Genomic DNA, 19,625 nt, shown 5'->3' on the forward strand with positions numbered 1-19,625 from the left:
TTTTTTGCTTGTCTATAACTGATTTACCCCATCATTTGTCCCACATTTTAAATCTATCTTTTCTTTTTGAATCAAATTACATCTTTACAAATAGTGTAAAGCCAGTTACTTTTGCTTTGATGCCATACAATATTTTCATGTAGAGAAGACAAATTTTATCTTCTCTTTTTATTTTCAAAATAATAAAAACTGAAACTTCCAAATTGTTTATTTATTTTATTGACATTTTCTATAAAAATAAGTATAATAGTTTTATTATCAGACTATACTATATAGGGGGTATTGAAATGAAATTTTCTAATCGTTTACTGCTATTCCTTGCAGGAGTTGTTTTTGTCCTTTTAGGACTTTTCCTATTTACAAACCCAGTAGCTAATCTTGTTGTTTACAGCTGGTGGATTGCATTTGGTTTACTGGTTTCTTCTATAGCAGCTATTTTAGGCTATTTCTCTGTACCAAAAGAGCTTCGCTCACCAGCTCATCTTTTCCAAGGGATTGTTAATCTTCTCTTAGCTCTTTACCTCGTTGCCTATGGCTTTGTGACGCTGCCAGTTGTCATTCCAACTATTTTAGGAATTTGGTTAATTGTAGAAGCCATTATAGCTTTCTTTAAAGGCAATCGTCTGGGATTGATTTTCCCTATTATTGGCAACCATATCATGTGGATAGCGTTGCTTGCATTTTTACTAGGTCTAGTGATTTTGTTCAATCCAGTAGCTACAAGTGTCTTTGTCGTTTATGTCGTTGCCTTTGCATTTTTAATTGTTGGTTTCACCTATATCCTTGATGCCTTTCGTAAATAATCTAGCTGCCATTTTGGGCATATTAAAATAGCTGGGAAGTTACATTCTCAGCTTTTTCTGTTGCCTCCTTAGCTCAGTTGGTAGAGCAGTAGACTCTTAAGCTATGGGGCGCAGGTTCGAGCCCTGCAGGGGGCACATCTAAATCAACAGAAATAAGCCTTGAAACCAAGGCTTTTTTTAACGTCTAATAGCTTTTTGTAGAAAAGTATTTAAAAATAAAAGAGAAGAGAATCTCTCACTCTCTTCTCAGTATATCTTATTAAATTTAGTTTTTCTTAATCTAGCTGATTTTCCTTTGCAACGACAAATTCCTTAACCAATCGATAGATAACAGCAAATATCGGTGTAAAGAATATCATCCCAAGTAGTCCGAAAAGATTCCCTCCAATACTAGCAGCCGCAAGCGTGAAAATAGCTGGCAAACCAATAGACTGACCTACAACTCTAGGATAAATAAGGTTTCCTTCAATCAGCTGTATAACTTGATATAGAAGAAGAGAAAGTAAGGCTTGAGTAGGACTCACTGTGAAGATAAAAATCGCTCCCACAACACAAGCAATCATAGGCCCTACATAAGGAATGAACGATAGCACTCCTGCAAAGATACCTGTCATTACTCCATAGGGTATCCCAAACACGCTGTAACCAACCGCTATCATAACTCCTATGATAACTGCTTCAATCAGCTGACTCATCAAAAATTGGTCATAAGTCTCTAGTGCTACTTGTCCAATGTAAGTCAACTTTATCACCACCTTCTCTGGAAGAAAAACTTTTAGAAGTCGACTCGTCATCGCTGCCAAATGTTCCTTACTGGATAAAAATAAAAAGGTGAAGACTATAATCAAAAAGGCATTCATCAAACTTGAAAAAATATTGCCGATATTACTAGTCAGACCTGATAAAAAACCTATCAAAGCTTGGCTAATAGAACTAGATTGTCCCTGTATGCCTGATACGATAGTTGACAACATGTCTTTGGTTACAAATTCCGAGCTGCCTAGAAATTTCCCAAGTTGAGTAAGGACTGTTGAAAGGACTGTTCCCAGCTGACTAATAGTCTGAGCTAGGGTTGGCAGCACCAAAACCAAAAGAGCAATCACGATTAAGATAAGAGCTAGGAAAACAAGTACCATGGCAATCGGACGACGCAACTCTGCCTTTACCTTCAATTTAACTAAGTACTGTTCAATTTTTTTCATAGGAACATTAAGCACAAAAGCAATAACAGCACCATAAATCAAGGTTGATATTACATCAAAGAGAGAGATTGCTCCTGATATAAAGCTCGATGCATTCAGAATTACAAGAGCAACCAGCCCTATAAAAAGTATTAACGGGGTGTATTTTTTTACTAAGTTCATAAATTCTCCTTAATAAACATGTTTAGATACGACTATACTATTTGGTTTTTCAAACTCTCGATTAAGGTAGGCTTGGTAAGTTCCTGGAGCGATAAATCCTTTGGGTGAGAGGATATCGGTGCCAGCCTGACCGACTATGGTATCAGCCAAGAGCACACAGTTTGTAGATAAGACAAAGTAGGATTTAAACTTAGATTTGATAAATTTATAAAGTTCCCCATCTGTCTCATGTCTGATTTTATAAGCGTAGGTGTAGTCTTCCTTACCATCCCCTGTCATGATTTTATCTGCACTTGGCTCCCATGGAATCGTCAGTTGTTTCAATTCAGCCAACTTTTTCTGAACTGCTTTTTCCATTTCAGGCGTCAAATCTATCCCATAACCAAAAAGCGTTTTTTGACTCTCACGTTTACATAGGTCAATGTACTTGTCACGATCACAGAAATATAAGACACCATCTCCTACCATGCCAAATAAGGTCTCAGAAGACGGATCATAGTTGCCATAAGAAATAACACGGCCTTGATAGCAGATATCCACATGACCAATTGCCGAAAACAGAGAGGTCTCAGCTGTATGAACAAAAATTTCAAGCTCCGCTGTCTTACCAGACTTCACTATTCCAAGATGGATATCTTCTTCCTCATCAGCATTTTCCAGCATAAATTTGTTAACTTTTGCTAAAGTTCTTGCAGGGATGAGAGCGGCTAGGACAATAGGTAAGCTCATTCTTACACGACGTTTGAGATGGTTTTTCCCAATTTCCTCCTCAAACAAGAAACCATCACGGATATTGGACACACCATAAAGGAAAAAATAAGCCCCTAATACAAAGAGTTGAAAGACAGAATTTCCTGTAGAGGACAAAAGACTAGTCCCACCAAGAAAAACTAGTACGAGTCCATCTAGTAAGAGACGAAAACGAGGTCGAATTTTGTTTTTGCGGTAGAGAACATAGGTGACAAGGTTGATAGTAGCATGAAAAATCTGATAAACTCCAATCACAAGAGCCAAAATATAAATCGGCACATCCGTCGCAAAATTGGAGCCAAGCAAATATCCCAGCACTAACAATTTAACCAGTGCAACTCCCAAGGTGTCCGTTGACTGACTTTTTTTGAAAATACGTAATACTAAATCTAAGACCGTTGCTATCCAAGCTAAAAACAGAACCAGTCGAATAACCGTTACTGGCAACCAAGTCCCCGTAACCATCAAGATAAGACCTAGCAGAACAAATAAGAAACCCTGAGCAAGTAATTTCCAACCTGTCAGACCTAAAGATAGAATTTTTTCCATATAAAAACCTTTCAACAATAAAAATTAAACACTCCGATTAAACTGACTAGTAAATAGCCAACACTACAAACAGCCTGTGCCAGCAACATATGGTGACTAGAAATGACTGTAGTAATGTCACCATCTTGTCTTATGCACTTCTAAAATTTGTTATATTGATTAGAAACCAGAGCTTATAAAAACTAGCTAAACTCGAGAGATAGACACAATTGCGACGAAAAAATGTATAACCAATTCAACTTGTTAAGGTAAGAAAGCATTATTTCCAATCTATTAATTATTCATCTATTACCTATTATGACACAATATTCCCTATAGTTCAACTTTTTACTTGTTTTTATATTACACGGACTAAAAAGTTTTCAACAGTTGATTGCATTTATTTTAATAAGTTTTAACCTTTCTTGGTTAGATAAAAAAAGAACCATACAGTTTAGAATCTGTATGGTTTTTGCCCCACTTTTGTCCCATTTTTAAATCATGACATTGAAAATACCTAAAATCACTTATATTTCAATATTTTTAATTGCTCTCAATATGAAAGTCCTTTCCAAATCCCTGTAGGGGGCATCTAAATCAACAGGAAAAAGCCTTGGAATCAAGGCTTTTTTGTGTAGTCTTAGCACTAAAAAACGATAGAAAAAGCGGCCCTTCTGTACTGACCCCAAAAGTTGGACAGAAAAAACCTAACTTTTGTGGCGCAGTTCATTCGCGTCACATGAAGTTATTTAAGCATCTCCCTTTTTTTTTATTACCATTTTCTGTTATAATAAATTGTACTTCTAAAATAGAAAGGTCTTAAGATGACAACTCTTATTAAACATAAACGTGTAGAATTTTCAGAACTTTTTTATGACCTAGTTTTTGTTTTTGCAATTTCAAAAGTAACTACTTTAATTGACCATCTTCATAACGGTATTTTGACTTGGAATTCTTTCCTTGATTTTTTCATTGCTACTTTGTTTCTCATCGATTCCTGGATGATTCAAACCGATTATACCAATCGCTATGGAAAGAACTCTTTATTTAACATAGTAATCATGTTTATCAAAATGGGAATTTTACTCTTTATAGCCAATATGATTGGACCTGATTGGCAACAATATTTTCATTATCTCTGTTGGGCTATTGGTACATTAACCCTTACCTTATTTTTTCAATATTTGGTTGAATTTTTTAGAAAATCAACCGATGATGCTAATCGGGAAAGTATCAAAGGTTTTCTATGGATAACAGGTCTAGGAAGTTTAGGATTCTATCTAGCAGCTCTTCTTCCTATTTACCTTAGAGTCTATATCTTATTTGCTAGTATTCTGCTAACATTTATTATGCCAAGTATCTTGCTTAATAAAGATAAGCATTACCAGGTAAATCTCCCCCATTTAATCGAGCGCATCTCCCTTCTTGTCATTATTATGTTTGGAGAGATGATTACGGAGCTAGCTAACTTCTTTACAATCGAGAATTTCTCGATTTATTCGGTTCTTTATTTCATTATTATGATTTCTCTGTTCTTGTTTTATTTTGGTCAATTCGACCATGCTATTGATGAAAAATCTAATCAAAAGGGACTATTTCTAATTTACAGTCACTATCCTATTTTCATTGGACTTCTTATGATGACCGTTTCGATGAGTTTTCTTCTGAATCCTGAAGCTAATCGTCTCTTTGCAACCAGCTTCTCTTATATCGGATTTGGCCTCTTTCAAGCTGCTGTCCTAGTAAATGGGCCCCATAACAAACACTATCTTCGCTATTCGAAAAGTTACTACTGTGTCCAAGCGACACTCTATCTGGCTGCCTTGATTCTCTCTTTAATCTTTGCTTCTAATCCTATAATAGTAGTGAGTATAACAACCATTTTAGCTCTAGCTATAGCCATTCATTTTATTTATTTTTATATGACACAGAATAAAAAATATTCCAAATCTAACTGGGGATTATTTTAATGAGTTTATAACATAAAAAAGCCTTGGAATCAAGGCTTTTTTGCATTAATTTGTTTTTCCATTTTATCCTCCGATTTGAACTCGCACTGACATTTATTTATAACAACACTATATATCTAGTATGGCATAATCATTAGGTATTATAGGTTTTCAAACCAAATACGAGTCATTCGTTTTTGCCCCACTTTTGCCCCATTTTGAAATATTTACATTGAAAATACCTAAAAGTATTTCCCTAAAATCAGCTATATTTCAACATTTTTGTTTATTTTCAATATGAAAAGTTCTTACAAATTCATGTAGGGGGCATCTAAATACAACAGGAAAAGCCTTGGAATCAAGGTTTTTTTCGTATCTTCTACAAAAAAAGCAAGAGTTTTAGAGGACTATGACTCTAGATGTACATTTTACTTAAATGACTGAAGGTCTTTTCTTAATAAAAACACCCCAAAAATTAGATTTTTTCTGTCTAACTTTTGAGGTACAGTTCAAAACGCGAAATAGCATTTTTTATTTTAGGTTACTAATCTAATCGAATAAACATCATGGCATTTAACAAAGATATGAGTGAGACCGTGTTTATATTATTTGAATAGATCAGTCTCTTATTTTCAATCGGAGGAATAATAAAATTAGAAATGATGATATCATAAGGCGATTCTTCTAAAGATTCCTTTGATAATTCTAATTCAGTCCAAACTTCAAGTTCAAAATTGTTGCTGCAATAATAAGAAAGTGTCTCTGCAACGGATTTTGCATGATACTGATCAAAATTACTCATAACCAGAACCTTCAGCTTTGGCTGATTTTGTAGTAGATTAAGCACCAAATGTTTGGTATGAGTGATGAAGGTATAAGATAGATGATTTACCATCATTGAACTAGAACAAACTTCAAGAGTCTCTAAATAATGAGAAAGCTCTTTTTTTACATCTGAAACAAATTTAGGGAAAATATTTTGAAAATTCCTGATTGTATTCCCTTTTTGATCAAATAAAATAAACTCAGTGGACAACTCCTGACGATACAGATGTGCAGTATTATGCAGATGCCAAATCAGATTATCCTTATTCTCAATCTCAATCTGATACTTGACTGAAATCTGATCAATAAAATCACTCAATAGATGGTAAGATTTTTCAACATAGCTATCCTTTTTTACGCATTTCAAAAAGAGACTTTCATCTATGAAAAACATTTTTTGAAAGTAAGACACAAATAATTGGCAAACAACTTCTTCATCTAAAGAGATATTGTATTCTAATTCAAAATTCTTAGCAACACCTTCTATTCCTTCTACCTGCATTAAAAAATCCAAACTTTGATCGTTAAAAGAGTCTTTCTCTACTTCCATGAAATGACCAAACTTTATTCTATATAGGTTCGTAACTAGGAGCAACTTTAGCATTCTATGAGTTGACAAATTCATTGGAAAGCTTGTTTCCTTATAAACCAATTCTAACAATTGAGATAGGGGCTCTGATGAAAAATTTTCAAATGGCCATTCTAGGAAATAATATTTTTCTGAAAAATATTGTGCAAAAAAGTAACGAATGTCTCTCTCATTTTCAATGATTTGAACAGGTGTCAGACTGATTTCAAATTGAAATTGCCTTTTAATCACTTTATTGATTTGGCTAATAATACGATAGAGCGAAGATGAACTGATATAAAATTCTTTACAAATACTTTCAGCTTGACAACCTTCATTAAAGAAGATAAATTCTAAAATCGAAAAATGAGTTGAATGTTTAAAGAAATGATGGTAAACCATTTCAATATCACTATCATCGGTATTAATAATGCGTATACCATTAGTAGAAGAATGAAAAATCAAGTCAGGAAAAGCAGATTTAACATGGGATAGATCATCTTTGACTGCACGTTCTGTACAATTTAATAACTCTGCTAGTTCAGAACGATGAAACCATCGTTTATGTTCAAATAATAATTCTAATAATTCTAATTGCCTATGACTTTTTTAGATAATAAATCTCTCATGAATGTCTTTCTCTTTTTATAAATTATCGGATTTCACCTCTTGCAATTATACCACAATGAATAGGTATAGCATGCTATAACGACTTTTACTAAGATCCTTTATCTCGTATAATAACACTACGGAGGCAATATATAAACAATTTTCTTATTTTACCGTCTATTAAGTGCGTGAATACAGAATCAAATTCAAGTCGAAAGATTATATTTTTAATTTTAAAAATTATATAATAGCAACAATCAAAGAATTTGATTTTTTTATATTAAAATTATATAATAATCAAAATAATTGATTATTTTATATTAAAATTATATAATAGCGATAATCAAAGGAATTGATTTATTTTTTGATATTAAAATAGAAAAGGAGGGTAAGCAATATTGTGGTCAATCATTGCTGGAGGTCTGATTGGACTTGTAGCAGGTAGAATCACTAAAAAAGGTAGTTCTATGGGAATCGTCGCAAATGTATTCGCTGGTTTAGTCGGGTCATCTGTAGGACAATCCCTTTTAGGTAGTTGGGCCCATCCATCGCTGGAATGGCTTTGATCCCATCTATTGCAGGAGCAGCAATTGTTGTTACTGTAATATCATTCTTTACAGGTAAAAAATAATTACTTGTAGAATAAACTATTTTTAAATAGATTAGACGGTTAAAAATAGTTTAATGTTAAATCGAAAGGATTGTATATGTCAAAAACAAAGAAAATATTTTTAATTATTTTCTGTATTTTAATCTTGACAATTTTCCTTCCTGTTTTGATAGATTATCATCAAGTTAGTGATCTAGGCATTCAGCTATTTAGCTGGAGACAGAATCATTTCGTTGAATTCTATCTATCTAGATATATATTCTGGGGGATAGTGGCTCTATCAACTTTAGTTTTGTTATCGATGTTAGTTGTGTTGTTTTATCCTAAACGTTATTTGGAAATTCAACTTGAAACTAAAAACGATACATTGAAATTAAAGAATTCTGCAATCGAAGGTTTTGTTAGAAGTTTGGTAAGTGATCATGGATTGATCAAGAACCCAACTGTTCATGTAAATTTACGAAAAAATAAATGTTTTGTTCATGTAGAAGGTAAAATTCTTCCTTCGGACAACATCGCTGACAGATGCCAACTAATTCAAAATGAAATAACTAATGGATTGAAGCAGTTTTTTGGTATTGAGCGTCAGGTTAAACTAGAAGTTCTAGTAAAAGACTACCAGCCTAAACCAAAACCTCAAAACAAAAAGACTGTTAGTCGTGTAAAGTAAGGAAGTAAAAATGGAATGGCTTAAACAATATCGATATCCAATTATCGCTGGTCTCATAGGCGTATTTCTCGCTTGTTTGATTATCTCCTTTGGCTTCTTCAAAACAATATTTGTATTGATTTTAGGAGCACTGGGAGTTGCAGCTGGATTATATATCGAAAAAAACTATATAGATAAATAAAAAAAAAATAAAAATTACTAATTTAATTAAAGGAGTTTCATATGTCAAACGAAAAAAACATTAACACTAACGTAGAAAAGAAAGATGCTACTGCTGTAGCTCACGAAATCAAAGGGGAACTTACTTACGAAGATAAAGTTATCCAAAAAATCATTGGTCTGTCACTAGAAAACGTTTCAGGTCTTTTGGGAATCGACGGTGGTTTCTTCTCAAATCTTAAAGAAAAAATCGTTAACAGCGATGACGTAACAAGTGGTGTTAACGTAGAAGTTGGTAAAACACAAGTTGCAGTTGACTTAAACATTATTGCTGAGTACCAAAAAAATGTTCCAGCTTTATATTCAGAAATCAGAGAAATCGTATCTTCAGAAGTTGCTAAAATGACTGACTTGGAAGTTGTTGAAATCAACGTAAACGTTGTCGACATCAAAACTAAAGAACAACATGAAGCAGACTCAGTAAGCCTTCAAGATCGCGTATCTGACGTTGCTGAATCAACAGGAGAATTCGCTTCAGAACAATTCGAAAAAGCTAAATCTGGTCTTGGATCTGGTTTCTCAACTGTTCAAGAAAAAGTTAGTGAAGGTGTAGAAGCTGTTAAAGGTGCAGCAACTGGTGTAGTATCTCACGAAAAAACTCGTGTAAACTAAGATAAAATAAATATAACAGGAAAAATTATCATGTCAGTAGAAGAAAAATTAAATCAAGCTAAAGGTTCTATTAAAGAAGGTGTTGGAAAAGCCATCGGTGATGAAAAAATGGAAAAAGAAGGAACAGCTGAAAAAGTTGTTTCTAAAGTAAAAGAAGTTGCTGAAGATGCCAAAGACGCTGTAGAAGGTGCTATCGAAGGTGTTAAAAACATGTTGAGTGGCGACAATAAATAAGGCTAAAAGTTACTTTATCTTTTTAGTAACATTAGTCAAAAGAGTCTGAGTCAAGATGATTCTCAGAAAACAAAAAGCTAGAGATTTCCAATTGCGGAACTCTAGCTTTTTAATTTTGCCTCTTTCTCTTATTATATTTCAGCAGGTTGTTGACCATGAGTACGAATCCCATGTCAATTCTCACTTGGCGCTTACCTCTCAGATAACATCTCTTATAACCCAAACAAACCTTTATCTGCCCAAAGACAGATTTCATATCAATCTTACGTTTAGCGAAAATTTGTCTACCCTTGGAAGATAAAAGTGCCTGATATTCTTTAGTTTTTAAACACTGGTAACGTTCATTCATATACAGTCCCTTTTGAGGGGCTGATTCAGGTTCATCATCGCAGTCAACATTGATTTCAAGGCTGTTTGCTTCTATCTCCCCTTTTTCATGATGTATTTTCGTACAGGTGCTTCAACCACTTGAACGATTTCAAATCCTTCTTTTTGATAAAGGTGCTGGGCTGCTTGATTTGCCTCGTAGACATTTAGAGAAATACTATCTATGTCTCCACTTTCAAAGGCCAAACTAACAAATTTCCTTAAAGCCTGACTACCTATGCCTTGTCCCTGTTTCTGGGGATTGATAAAAAAGCGTCCAATATGAAGATTGCTGTCTTCTTGCCTGATTTTCTGGATAAGCCCCACAAACTCTTGTCCTTCAAAGATTGAAAAGATTCCTTCCAAATCTTGCAAAACTTGAATGGTCAAGGGAAAAGGAATCCTTGGTCCCATCCATTGTTCTTGAAAGGATTTGCCAAGGGAGTTGGACCATTTGCATACGAGCTGAGCGTTTTCTGTACTCACCTTTTCTTCAAAACGAATTATCATCTTTGCCTCACCATCTTATCTATGTTTCTCCATTATACTACTTCTCCCATTTTTTACGAATAGATAAGTATGATTGATTTTTATTTTTTTCTTGTCGGAAGCATTCTAGCTTCCTTTCTCGGTTTGGTCATTGACCGTTTTCCTGAGCAATCGATTATCCTACCAGCTAGTCACTGCGATTCCTGTCAGACTCCCTTGCGTCCCTTAGATTTGATTCCGATTCTCTCGCAGGTGCTCAATCGCTTTCGCTGTCGCTACTGCAAGGCTCCTTATCCTGTCTGGTATGCCCTCTTTGAACTAGGCTTAGGACTCCTCTTTCTGGCTTGGTCTTGGGAATTGCTTTCCTTGGGGCAAGTCATCCTAATCACTGCTGGTTTGACCTTGGGCATCTACGACTTTCGCCATCAGGAATATCCCCTACTGGTCTGGATGACTTTCCACCTAATCCTCATGGCTTCCTCTGGCTGGAATCTGGTCATGGTCTTTTTCCTTGCTCTTGGCTTTTTGGCTCATTTTATCGATATCCGCATGGGCGCAGGGGATTTTCTCTTTTTAGCTTCTTGTGCTCTCGTCTTTAGCGCAACAGAATTACTCATCTTGATTCAGTTTGCTTCTGCGATGGGAATTCTAGCCTTTCTCCTGCAAAAGAAAAAGGAAAGACTTCCTTTCGTGCCTTTCCTCTTACTTGCTGCTTGTGTGATTATTTTTGGTAAGCTACTGCTTGTTTGATAAAGTCCTGAATCGGCTCTCCTTGGTGGAGAGCTTTTACAATTTTCGAACCGACGATAACGCCATCTGACACCGCATTGAAACGTTCTACATCAGCTTGACTAGATACGCCAAATCCTGTCAAGACTGGGATATCGGCCATTTGATGAAGTTGTGCCAAGTGCTTGTTCAAATCTGCGCGGTAATTGCCTGATTTCCCTGTCACCCCATTGATGGCAACTGCATAGACGAATCCTTCTGCCCCTTCAATCAACTCTTTCTGGCGCTCAATTCCTGTGGTCAAGCTAACTAGGGGAATCAAGGCAATGTCTGTATCTGCCAAAAATGGTTCTACAAAGTTGGCATGCTCATGAGGCAGGTCTGGAATAATCAAGCCCTTAACCGCCGTATCTGCCAAATCTTTGACAAAGTTCTCCACACCGTACTGAAAGAGGGGGTTGAAGTAGGTCATGATGACCAGTGGAACCTCTGTTTCAATGGCTTTCAAGGTTTCAACCAAAGCCTGGGTAGAGGTCCCGTGGGCTAAACTGCGCAAGCCAGCTTCTTCTATAACAGGTCCATCTGCGACAGGATCTGAAAAGGGAATGCCCACTTCAATTGCAGAGACACCCAAATCTTCTAAAAAGTAGATTGTTTCAGCTAGACCATCCAAACCTTTCTCATGGTCTCCAGCCATGATATAGGGAACGAAAATTCCTTTTCCAGCTGCTTTTATAGCGTTTAATTTTTTTGTTAGTGTCTTAGGCATGAGCTTCTCCCTTCTTTGCTGCATCTGCTTCCAAGCGATCTTTGACTTGGACCACATCCTTGTCCCCACGACCTGATAGACAGACAATCATAGACTTGTCTGGACCAAGTTCTTTGGCCAATTTTACCGCAAAGGCAATGGCATGGCTAGATTCCAAGGCTGGGATAATCCCTTCTACGCGAGACAAGAGTTGGAATCCTTCTAAGGCTTCCTCGTCTGTCACAGGAACATAGCTGGCACGTTTGATATCGTGGTAGTGAGAATGCTCTGGACCGATACCAGGATAGTCCAAACCTGCTGAGATAGAGAAGGCTTCAAGAATTTGACCATGAGCATCTTGGAGCACATCCATGAGGGAACCGTGAAGGACACCAGGGCGACCCTTGGTCAAGGTAGCTGCGTGGTGCTCTGTGTCTACACCAAGTCCAGCCGCTTCAGCACCATACATAGCTACAGACTCATCTTCTACAAATGGATGGAAGAGACCGATGGCATTTGAACCACCGCCAACACAGGCTACTAAAGCATCTGGCAGATCTTGTCCTGTCAAGTCGCGATACTGTTGTTTGGCCTCTCGACCGATGATACTTTGGAAATCACGAACAATTTCTGGGAATGGATGAGGCCCCAAGGCAGAACCAAGGATATAGTGGGTATCATCGATATTAGCTACCCATGAACGAAGGGCTGCATTGACTGCATCCTTGAGCACGCGCGAACCGTCTGTCACTGCCTCAACCTTAGCTCCCAAAAGCTCCATACGGAAGACATTGAGGGCTTGGCGTTTGACATCTTCCTCACCCATGTAGATCGTACATTCCATGTTAAAGAGGGCTGCAGCAGTTGCAGTTGCCACACCGTGCTGACCAGCACCTGTTTCAGCGATAATTTTCTTTTTGCCCATGCGTTTAGCCAGAAGAACTTGTCCCAAGGCATTGTTAATCTTGTGGGCCCCTGTATGGTTGAGGTCTTCACGCTTGAGGTAAATCTTGGCTCCGCCGATATGCTGGGTCAAGTTTTTTGCGTAGTAAAGAGGAGTTTCACGCCCCACATACTGGCGTAAGAGTTGGTTTAATTCCTCTTGGAAACTTGGGTCTGCCTGACTTTCACGGTAGGCCTTCTCCAACTCCAAAACTGCTGTCATCAATGTTTCTGGGACGAAACGTCCGCCGAATTTTCCGTAAAATCCATCTTTATTTGGTTCTTGATATGCCATTCTTTACCCTCTCTATAAATCTTCTAATCTTTTCCTGATCTTTTTGTCCATCTGTCTCCACTCCGCTTGATACATCGACTGCATAGGGAGTAAAGTGTTGAATTGCTTTTACTACATTGTCTTCCTTAAGCCCACCTGCAATAAAGAAGGGCTGTGCTAGTCCCGTCGTATCCAGTTGAGCCCAGTCAAAGGTCTGGCCACTCCCAGCCACAGGGGCATCAAAGAGTAGATAGTCTGCCTGAGAATTGGGCACATGACCCTCTCCATCCACCTGCACAGCCTGAATACTGGCACAAGGCAAATTCTCAAACAAATCATCTGCCACCTGACCGTGAACTTGAACCAAGTCCAAGCCAACTTTGTCAATCGCTTCTAGCAGTTGAGCCCGACTTGGTGAAACAAATACGCCAACCTTTTTGACATCTGCAGGAATAATCTTTGCCAGCTCAGCAGCCTGATCCAAGGTCACCTGTCTTTTACTAGGTGCAAAGACAAAACCGATGTAGTCGGCCCCTGCTGATACGGTTGTCTCTACCGCTTCTGTGGTCGATAGTCCACAAATCTTAACCTTTATCAATCTGCAACTCCTTGATTCTCTGGGCCACATCTTCTGCCTGCATAAGAGCTGTCCCAACTAAAATTCCATTAAAGTATGGTGCTACTCGTTCCGCATCCTGCCCTGTGAAAATAGCAGATTCAGAAATGTACAAGCAATCATCTTTGAAATGTTTAGCCAAATCTACACTGGTCTGCAAGTCAACTTCAAAGGTGGTCAAGTTGCGGTTATTGACCCCAATAATCTCAGCACCAAGTCTGTGAGCCACTTCTAGTTCAGTTAGATTGTGAGTCTCCACCAAGACTTCCAGACCAAGCTCTGTCGCATAGTCATACAGTTCCTTGAGGCGTTCTTCTGACAAGGCTGCCACAATGAGCAAGATGACTGTCGCACCTGCATTGCGAGCACGGATGATTTGCTTTTCATCAATAATAAAGTCCTTGTTAAGCGTCGGAATGTTTACCTGACTGGAAATCTCCCGTAGATAATCTAAATGTCCTTTAAAGAAAACTTCATCTGTCAGAACAGAAATCATTACTGCGCCGTTCGCTTCATAAGTCTGGGCCTGTTGTACAATATCCACATCGAGATTGATATCCCCCAGACTAGGGCTAGCTTTCTTAACTTCTGCAATCACCTGCAAGCGGTCTTGATGATTCTTCAAAAAGTCAGCCAAGCGATAGGTCTGGCGCAAGGGCTGGATTTCCTCCAGCTCCATCTGCTCAACCTCACGCGCCTTCTGCTCCAAAATTCGTGCTAAAAATTCCTGACTCATTTTTGGTACTCCTGTAACAGTCTGAGTTTTTCAAGGGCCTTGCCACTAGCAATGACTTCGCGGGCCAAGGCAACTCCATCCTTGATGCTAGCTACCTTGCCATTAGCATAGAAACCAAGACCAGCATTTAAAACTGTCGTTTCCAAGAATGGACTTGGTTCATTTTTAAGAACTCTGAGCAAAATTTCTGCATTTTCCTGAGCGTTGCCTCCACGAATATCTTCGATAGCGTAGCGTTCCATCCCTAGATCTTCTGGAGTAAAGCTTGACAAGGTGATTTCGCCATTTTCAAGAAGGGCAATCTTGGTTGTTCCATTCAAACCAGCTTCGTCCAATCCTTCTGGACCAGCAACCACTATAGCACGTTTGCGACCCATATTTTTCAAAACCTGAGCTGTACTTTCTAGAAGTTCTGGACGACTAATACCAAGAAGCTGTGTTTCCAAAGTCATTGGGTGAATCAGAGGACCAGTCAAGTTCATGATTGTTGGAATTCCCAATTCCAAACGAGCTGGCATGATGTATTTCATTGCTGGGTGCATATTTTTAGCAAAGAGAAAGACGATACCAGTTTTATCAAAGACCTTACCTAATTCAGCTGGTTTGAGGTCTAGGTTGATGCCTAAGGCTTCGAGGACATCTGCAGAACCAGATTTAGAAGAAATCGAGCGATTACCGTGTTTTGCCATGTGAACACCACCACCAGCCAAGACAAAGGCTGCAGTTGTGGAGATGTTAAAGCTGAAAGACTTGTCCCCACCTGTACCACAGTTGTCCATGGCATCATGAATCTCAGTTGGAATATGTTGGGCATGTCCTCTCATGACTTGGGCAATGGCTGTGCGTTCCTCAGGTGTTTCCCCCTTCATCTTAAGAGCCAAAAGGAGAGAAGCAATCTGCGCCTCCGTTACACGCCCAGTTACGATACGCTCAATGACATCCGTCATTTCCACACCTGATAAATTTTCAAATTTTGCTAGTTTTTCAATAATCTCTTTCATCCTAGTTTCCTCACTTTACAACCTTCTCGATAAAATTCCGAATAGAAGACAAGCCGTCTGGCGTTCCAATGCTCTCTGGATGGTACTGGAAGCCATAAATTGGTAGATTTTTGTGTTGAATTCCCATAATGGCATGGTCATCAGTTGAACGAGCTGTCACTTCGAAGTCTTCTGGCATCTCTTCAATTAAAATACTGTGGTAACGCATGACCGCACGGCCGTCCTCAATACCTTGATACAAAACAGATGGCGCTTCAAAGCTGATATTGCTCTGTTTCCCATGCATGACTTTGGGAGCCAAGCCTAGCTTACCGCCAAAGACTTCTGCGATAGCTTGGTGGCCCAAACAAATCCCAAGAATCGGCTTCTTGCCAGCAAAATCACGAATCATGTCTTCCATCTTTCCAGCATCAACTGGCCAACCAGGACCGGGCGAAAAGACCAGACCATCTGCTTTTCCAGCTTCTTCATACAGCCTGGGATCATCATTTCTCAAGACCTGAACTTCTGCAAAATTCCCAATGTATTGGGCCAAGTTATAAGTAAAAGAATCATAGTTGTCAATTAATAAAATCATGGTCTTAGTTCTCCAATTCTAGTCATAGATTTTGCTTTGTTAATGGTTTCTTGGTATTCGTTTTGGGCAATGGAGTCGTAGACAATCCCTGCCCCAGCCTGCACATAAGCTGTTTGATTTTTGAGAATCATCGTTCGGATGGCAATGGCGAAATCCATATCACCCGTCGCAGACAAGTAGCCGATTGCTCCTGCGTATACGCCCCGTTTTTCTGTTTCCTGTTCATAAATTCGTCTCATCGCTCGAATCTTTGGTGCTCCTGAAACTGTTCCGGCAGGAAGTGTTGCTTTCAAAGCATCCATGGCAGTGAGTTCTGGAAGCAAACGCCCCTTGACCACACTGGTCAAATGCATGACATAACGGAAAAGCTCCACTTCCATATACTTAGTGACTTGGACACTGGCCGTTTCAGAGATGCGACCAATATCATTACGTCCCAAGTCTACTAACATCCGATGCTCTGCTGTTTCCTTCTCATCCGAAAGCAGGTCTGTCGCCAAATCCTTATCTTCTTCATCCGTAGCGCCTCTTGGTCGTGTCCCTGCAATCGGATTGGTTGTCACGATGCCATTTTTGACAGAAACCAAACTTTCTGGACTAGCTCCTATGATTTGATAATCACCAAAATCATAGAAATAAAGGTAATTAGAAGGATTAGTCACGCGGAGATTTCTGTAGAAGTCAAATGGATTTCCAGTAACTTCTGCTGAGAAGCGCTGACTGAGTACACATTGGAACATATCGCCATTACGAATCAAGTCACGAGCTGTTTCCACCATTTCCTCAAACTTCTGAGGAGCGATATGGGGTTTGAAGTCCAGTGGAGATAGATCCAAGTCTTCAAATTCATTTGGAGCAGGAATGCGTAATTCCTCAAGCACTTGGTTCAAGGCTTCTTCCAAGTCTTCTTGGCTACGCTCACTATAAAGAGCATCCTCTATGACATGGATTTTTTCCTTCTTGTGGTCAAAGACCATGTAACTCTCATAGACGAAGAAATGCATGTCTGGAGTTCCAATTGTATCTTCAGGAATTTGACCAATTTCTTCATAAAGCGAAATCATATCGTAGCCAACAAATCCAATGGCTCCCCCACCAAAAGGTAGGTCTGAATGGTGCTGGTTCTTATGAGTCACTTCATAAAGGAAATCCAAGGGATCCCGATCAATCACTTGACCATTTTGATAAAGAACTCCATTTTCAAACTTAATCTCAAAAACTGGATTATAGGCTAAGATAGAAAAACGAGCGGTTTCCTTGTCTCTCGGAATACTCTCTAAAATAACCTTGTGTTGCCCCTTTAGGCGCATATAAGCCAAGATTGGTGATAAGACATCTCCATGAATGATTCGTTCCATTGTATTTTCCCTTTCAGTTTCTTATTTTTAATTTTTGGTCTTTTTTCTATTTCCCTTAAATAGTGCGGACGGGAGGTAAAATTATCCAGTGGATGATTTTAGAAATCCATGAAATGAAAGACCTAATTTTCGAGCTCCTCGCTCATTCATTTCTAGGCTCAGGCTAAAATAGTTCCCCAAACTATTTTACTCTCAAAAATTCCGTTCTAGAGAAGCATCTTTGCTTCTCTAGAATACCACTATAGCGGGAAATAGCGGGTCAATGCTCACTTCGTTAGCAAATATTTTATAGAAATCTATCTAGTGATGAAGCATAATTTAAAACTGATAGCCATATCTACGATAAATATATAAAAATCCCCACGCAAAATAACTTGCGTGAGGACGAAATTCGCGGTGCCACCTCAATTATAGGATTTCTCCTATCTCTCATTCCTGTCTCAGAACTTTCCTATAACAGGCTGTGCGATAAAGGGCACTCCCTTGAGAATTATGTTTTCTTCTCTCGTTTCAGATGGACCCAACCTTACAGCTTTCTCTGCTTGATTCCAGCAACCACAAGCTCTCTGTGAGAGAAAAGACTGTAATTTTTCCATCTTTTATTTTTTAGCTTCTAGGTAGTCTGCAATAGCAGCTACGTCCTTGTCTCCACGACCAGAGACATTGATGATGATAATCTCATCTTTACTTAGTTTCGGTGCACGTTTAACCGCTTCTGCGATGGCGTGCGAACTTTCAATCGCTGGGATAATCCCTTCTGTCTTACTAAGAAGGAGCAAGGCTTGAACAGCTTCTTCATCTGTCGCTGCTACGTATTCTACGCGGCCAGAATCTTTGAAGTAGGCGTGTTCTGGGCCAACCCCTGGATAGTCCAATCCAGCTGAGATAGAGTAAACTGGAGCCAGCTCTCCGTCTTCCTTAAAGACTGCATAAGTCTTCATGCCATCAACAATTCCGATACTACCTTTTGTCATAGTAGCTGCGTGCTTGTCTGTATCAAGTCCGTGCCCAGCAGCTTCTACCCCAACCAATTTAACTTCTTCATCAGCCACATACTGTGAAAAAGCACCAATGGCATTGGAACCACCACCTACACAGGCAATAACGTAGTCTGGTAAACGGCCTTCTTTTTCTAAGATTTGACGGCGAGATTCTTCACTGATGATCTTTTGGAATTCATGAACAATTGTAGGATAAGGATGAGGGCCTACAGCAGATCCCAGTACATAGAAAGCTTCAAGGTCATTCATCCATGCTCCAAAGGCTGCATCTACCGCATCCTTGAGAGTTCGTGTCCCTGTTTCAACTGCGTGAACAGTTGCTCCCATCATCTCCATGCGGAAAACATTGAGACGTTGACGCTCCACATCCTCTGCCCCCATGTAGACATCACAGGCCATACCAAACTTGGCTGCAGCCGCTGCTGTCGCAACACCATGTTGACCAGCTCCTGTTTCTGCGATCACTCGCTTTTTGCCCATTCGTTTTGCAAGAAGGATTTGACCCAGAACGTTGTTTAGTTTGTGTGAACCCAGATGGTTAAGGTCTTCGCGCTTGAGATAAATCTTAGCCCCACCTAAGTGATCTGTCAAACTTTCTGCAAAATAAAGCGGTGTTTCGCGACCTGAATAGTCTTTTAAGTAATGGCGAAACTCTGCCAAAAACTCTGGATCATCCTTGTACTTGTCAAAAGTCACTTCTAACTCATCCAACAAAGCCTGAATCGGCTCCGGTACAAAACTACCACCAAATTGTCCAAAATAACCTTTAGTTGTCATAAAATTTTCCTCTTTCTATATTAATTCGGCTTTTTGTTTGCTTTTAGTAGTAGGCAAGGAGCTGCAGATAGAACTTTATGTTCATCAAGGTAACTTAACGCCCTAATAAAAGAAAAACAAAATGACCGAAAGAAAAAAGCCCACACACAGAATTAAATTCCGTGTGAGGGCGTTGGTAACGCGGTGCCACCTCAATTATAAAGGGACTATCCCCCTTTACATCTCTGCCTTGTCTAACAACAAGTTGCACTGTAAGGTGTGCGCACCGAA

General features: G+C 38.8%; 19 protein-coding genes, 1 tRNA gene and 2 pseudogenes. 9 read left to right on the top strand and 13 right to left on the bottom strand.

The annotated features are described in order from the left end of the window. The first annotated feature begins 287 nt into the window (after positions 1-287). Both O3664_RS07400 and O3664_RS07405 read left to right on the top strand, forming a co-directional pair. Positions 288-803 (top strand): DUF308 domain-containing protein, encoded by a 516-nt coding sequence (locus O3664_RS07400; protein WP_033681462.1) that lies wholly within the window; start codon positions 288-290, stop codon positions 801-803. Positions 804-865: 62 nt separating this feature from the next. Then, positions 866-938: transfer RNA gene (locus tag O3664_RS07405), tRNA-Lys, on the top strand. Positions 939-1,078: 140 nt separating this feature from the next. On the opposite strand, the gene O3664_RS07410 is transcribed toward O3664_RS07405, so the two are convergent. Next, positions 1,079-2,167, bottom strand: a complete 1,089-nt coding sequence (locus tag O3664_RS07410; protein ID WP_033681461.1) for an AI-2E family transporter — start codon at positions 2,165-2,167, stop codon at positions 1,079-1,081. 9 nt (positions 2,168-2,176) lie between these two features. Continuing rightward, the gene (locus O3664_RS07415) at positions 2,177-3,466 is read right to left on the bottom strand and encodes a DUF308 domain-containing protein (RefSeq protein WP_371613833.1); all 1,290 of its coding nucleotides are present in this window, start codon (positions 3,464-3,466) and stop codon (positions 2,177-2,179) included. An 803-nt stretch (positions 3,467-4,269) separates the two neighbouring features. Between O3664_RS07415 and O3664_RS07420 the strand changes: the two genes are divergently transcribed. Further along, on the top strand, positions 4,270-5,415 hold the full coding sequence (locus O3664_RS07420) for a low temperature requirement protein A (protein ID WP_150922471.1): 1,146 nt from the start codon (positions 4,270-4,272) through the stop codon (positions 5,413-5,415). A gap of 523 nt (positions 5,416-5,938) precedes the next feature. Here the strand turns inward: O3664_RS07420 and mgaSpn are convergent. Continuing rightward, a pseudogene (mgaSpn, locus tag O3664_RS07425) lies at positions 5,939-7,416 on the bottom strand (virulence factor transcriptional regulator MgaSpn). A gap of 375 nt (positions 7,417-7,791) precedes the next feature. On the opposite strand from mgaSpn, the pseudogene O3664_RS07430 reads away from it, so the two are divergent. From O3664_RS07430 to O3664_RS07450, 5 genes and pseudogenes are all read left to right on the top strand, one after another. Beyond that, positions 7,792-8,027 (top strand): annotated as a pseudogene (locus tag O3664_RS07430) (GlsB/YeaQ/YmgE family stress response membrane protein). Positions 8,028-8,103: 76 nt separating this feature from the next. After that, positions 8,104-8,676, top strand: coding sequence for an alkaline shock response membrane anchor protein AmaP (gene amaP, locus O3664_RS07435; protein ID WP_023946078.1), 573 nt, complete (start codon positions 8,104-8,106; stop codon positions 8,674-8,676). Between the two features lie 10 nt (positions 8,677-8,686). Next, a complete protein-coding gene (locus O3664_RS07440) occupies positions 8,687-8,857 on the top strand; it encodes a DUF2273 domain-containing protein (RefSeq protein ID WP_000455064.1) in 171 nt (56 codons plus the stop codon). 41 nt (positions 8,858-8,898) lie between these two features. Then, positions 8,899-9,507, top strand: a complete 609-nt coding sequence (locus O3664_RS07445) for an Asp23/Gls24 family envelope stress response protein (protein WP_000064110.1) — start codon at positions 8,899-8,901, stop codon at positions 9,505-9,507. A 30-nt stretch (positions 9,508-9,537) separates the two neighbouring features. After that, the gene (locus tag O3664_RS07450) at positions 9,538-9,741 is read left to right on the top strand and encodes a CsbD family protein (RefSeq protein WP_000109960.1); all 204 of its coding nucleotides are present in this window, start codon (positions 9,538-9,540) and stop codon (positions 9,739-9,741) included. 109 nt (positions 9,742-9,850) lie between these two features. Here the strand turns inward: O3664_RS07450 and O3664_RS07455 are convergent, their stop codons facing one another. Both O3664_RS07455 and O3664_RS07460 read right to left on the bottom strand, forming a co-directional pair. After that, positions 9,851-10,090, bottom strand: coding sequence for a transposase (locus tag O3664_RS07455; protein WP_020903549.1), 240 nt, complete (start codon positions 10,088-10,090; stop codon positions 9,851-9,853). Between the two features lie 71 nt (positions 10,091-10,161). Then, positions 10,162-10,617 (bottom strand): N-acetyltransferase, encoded by a 456-nt coding sequence (locus O3664_RS07460; RefSeq protein ID WP_020903548.1) that lies wholly within the window; start codon positions 10,615-10,617, stop codon positions 10,162-10,164. Positions 10,618-10,686: 69 nt separating this feature from the next. Here O3664_RS07460 and O3664_RS07465 point away from each other — a divergent pair, with 69 nt between their 5' ends. Next, positions 10,687-11,346: an A24 family peptidase gene (locus O3664_RS07465; protein ID WP_033684826.1), complete on the top strand. Its 660-nt coding sequence runs from the start codon at positions 10,687-10,689 to the stop codon at positions 11,344-11,346. Here O3664_RS07465 and trpA read toward each other — a convergent pair. The 8 genes from trpA to trpB (O3664_RS07505) all read right to left on the bottom strand — a co-directional run bounded on the left by trpA (position 11,318) and on the right by trpB (O3664_RS07505) (position 19,355). Further along, complete coding sequence (gene trpA / locus O3664_RS07470) at positions 11,318-12,094, bottom strand: tryptophan synthase subunit alpha (protein ID WP_371613834.1); 777 nt, start codon at positions 12,092-12,094, stop codon at positions 11,318-11,320. The genes O3664_RS07465 and trpA overlap by 29 nt on opposite strands. Next, entirely contained in the window at positions 12,087-13,310 is a 1,224-nt protein-coding gene (gene trpB / locus O3664_RS07475; protein ID WP_371613835.1) for a tryptophan synthase subunit beta, read from the bottom strand. Before trpB (O3664_RS07475) ends, trpA begins: the two co-directional genes overlap by 8 nt. Continuing rightward, positions 13,288-13,887: a phosphoribosylanthranilate isomerase gene (locus O3664_RS07480; protein WP_371613836.1), complete on the bottom strand. Its 600-nt coding sequence runs from the start codon at positions 13,885-13,887 to the stop codon at positions 13,288-13,290. Before O3664_RS07480 ends, trpB (O3664_RS07475) begins: the two co-directional genes overlap by 23 nt. Next, a complete protein-coding gene (gene trpC / locus O3664_RS07485) occupies positions 13,874-14,641 on the bottom strand; it encodes an indole-3-glycerol phosphate synthase TrpC (protein ID WP_371613837.1) in 768 nt (255 codons plus the stop codon). The genes O3664_RS07480 and trpC overlap by 14 nt, the downstream gene beginning before the upstream one ends. Further along, the gene (gene trpD, locus O3664_RS07490) at positions 14,638-15,642 is read right to left on the bottom strand and encodes an anthranilate phosphoribosyltransferase (protein ID WP_033684824.1); all 1,005 of its coding nucleotides are present in this window, start codon (positions 15,640-15,642) and stop codon (positions 14,638-14,640) included. Before trpD ends, trpC begins: the two co-directional genes overlap by 4 nt. 10 nt (positions 15,643-15,652) lie before the next feature. Further along, positions 15,653-16,219 carry an aminodeoxychorismate/anthranilate synthase component II gene (locus O3664_RS07495; RefSeq protein ID WP_371613838.1) on the bottom strand — a complete coding sequence of 189 codons (567 nt, stop codon included), beginning with the start codon at positions 16,217-16,219 and terminating at the stop codon, positions 15,653-15,655. Beyond that, entirely contained in the window at positions 16,216-17,577 is a 1,362-nt protein-coding gene (gene trpE / locus O3664_RS07500; RefSeq protein WP_070526726.1) for an anthranilate synthase component I, read from the bottom strand. The genes O3664_RS07495 and trpE overlap by 4 nt, the downstream gene beginning before the upstream one ends. 599 nt (positions 17,578-18,176) lie before the next feature. Further along, positions 18,177-19,355, bottom strand: a complete 1,179-nt coding sequence (gene trpB / locus O3664_RS07505) for a tryptophan synthase subunit beta (RefSeq protein ID WP_060805803.1) — start codon at positions 19,353-19,355, stop codon at positions 18,177-18,179. Between the last annotated feature and the right edge of the window lie 270 nt (positions 19,356-19,625).

The organism is Streptococcus sp. 27098_8_109 (genome assembly GCF_041432295.1).
Taxonomy (GTDB): domain Bacteria; phylum Bacillota; class Bacilli; order Lactobacillales; family Streptococcaceae; genus Streptococcus.

Coding starts and splice junctions, on each gene's coding strand:
- trpE (WP_070526726.1), bottom strand. CDS start 17,577: ATGGAACGAATCATTCATGGAGATGTCTTATCACCAATCTTGGCTTAT.
- O3664_RS07460 (WP_020903548.1), bottom strand. CDS start 10,617: ATGATAATTCGTTTTGAAGAAAAGGTGAGTACAGAAAACGCTCAGCTC.
- trpB (WP_060805803.1), bottom strand. CDS start 19,355: ATGACAACTAAAGGTTATTTTGGACAATTTGGTGGTAGTTTTGTACCG.
- trpA (WP_371613834.1), bottom strand. CDS start 12,094: ATGCCTAAGACACTAACAAAAAAATTAAACGCTATAAAAGCAGCTGGA.
- trpB (WP_371613835.1), bottom strand. CDS start 13,310: ATGGCATATCAAGAACCAAATAAAGATGGATTTTACGGAAAATTCGGC.
- O3664_RS07420 (WP_150922471.1), top strand. CDS start 4,270: ATGACAACTCTTATTAAACATAAACGTGTAGAATTTTCAGAACTTTTT.
- O3664_RS07455 (WP_020903549.1), bottom strand. CDS start 10,090: ATGAATGAACGTTACCAGTGTTTAAAAACTAAAGAATATCAGGCACTT.
- O3664_RS07400 (WP_033681462.1), top strand. CDS start 288: ATGAAATTTTCTAATCGTTTACTGCTATTCCTTGCAGGAGTTGTTTTT.
- amaP (WP_023946078.1), top strand. CDS start 8,104: ATGTCAAAAACAAAGAAAATATTTTTAATTATTTTCTGTATTTTAATC.
- O3664_RS07440 (WP_000455064.1), top strand. CDS start 8,687: ATGGAATGGCTTAAACAATATCGATATCCAATTATCGCTGGTCTCATA.
- trpD (WP_033684824.1), bottom strand. CDS start 15,642: ATGAAAGAGATTATTGAAAAACTAGCAAAATTTGAAAATTTATCAGGT.
- O3664_RS07410 (WP_033681461.1), bottom strand. CDS start 2,167: ATGAACTTAGTAAAAAAATACACCCCGTTAATACTTTTTATAGGGCTG.
- O3664_RS07495 (WP_371613838.1), bottom strand. CDS start 16,219: ATGATTTTATTAATTGACAACTATGATTCTTTTACTTATAACTTGGCC.
- O3664_RS07465 (WP_033684826.1), top strand. CDS start 10,687: ATGATTGATTTTTATTTTTTTCTTGTCGGAAGCATTCTAGCTTCCTTT.
- O3664_RS07450 (WP_000109960.1), top strand. CDS start 9,538: ATGTCAGTAGAAGAAAAATTAAATCAAGCTAAAGGTTCTATTAAAGAA.
- O3664_RS07445 (WP_000064110.1), top strand. CDS start 8,899: ATGTCAAACGAAAAAAACATTAACACTAACGTAGAAAAGAAAGATGCT.
- trpC (WP_371613837.1), bottom strand. CDS start 14,641: ATGAGTCAGGAATTTTTAGCACGAATTTTGGAGCAGAAGGCGCGTGAG.
- O3664_RS07415 (WP_371613833.1), bottom strand. CDS start 3,466: ATGGAAAAAATTCTATCTTTAGGTCTGACAGGTTGGAAATTACTTGCT.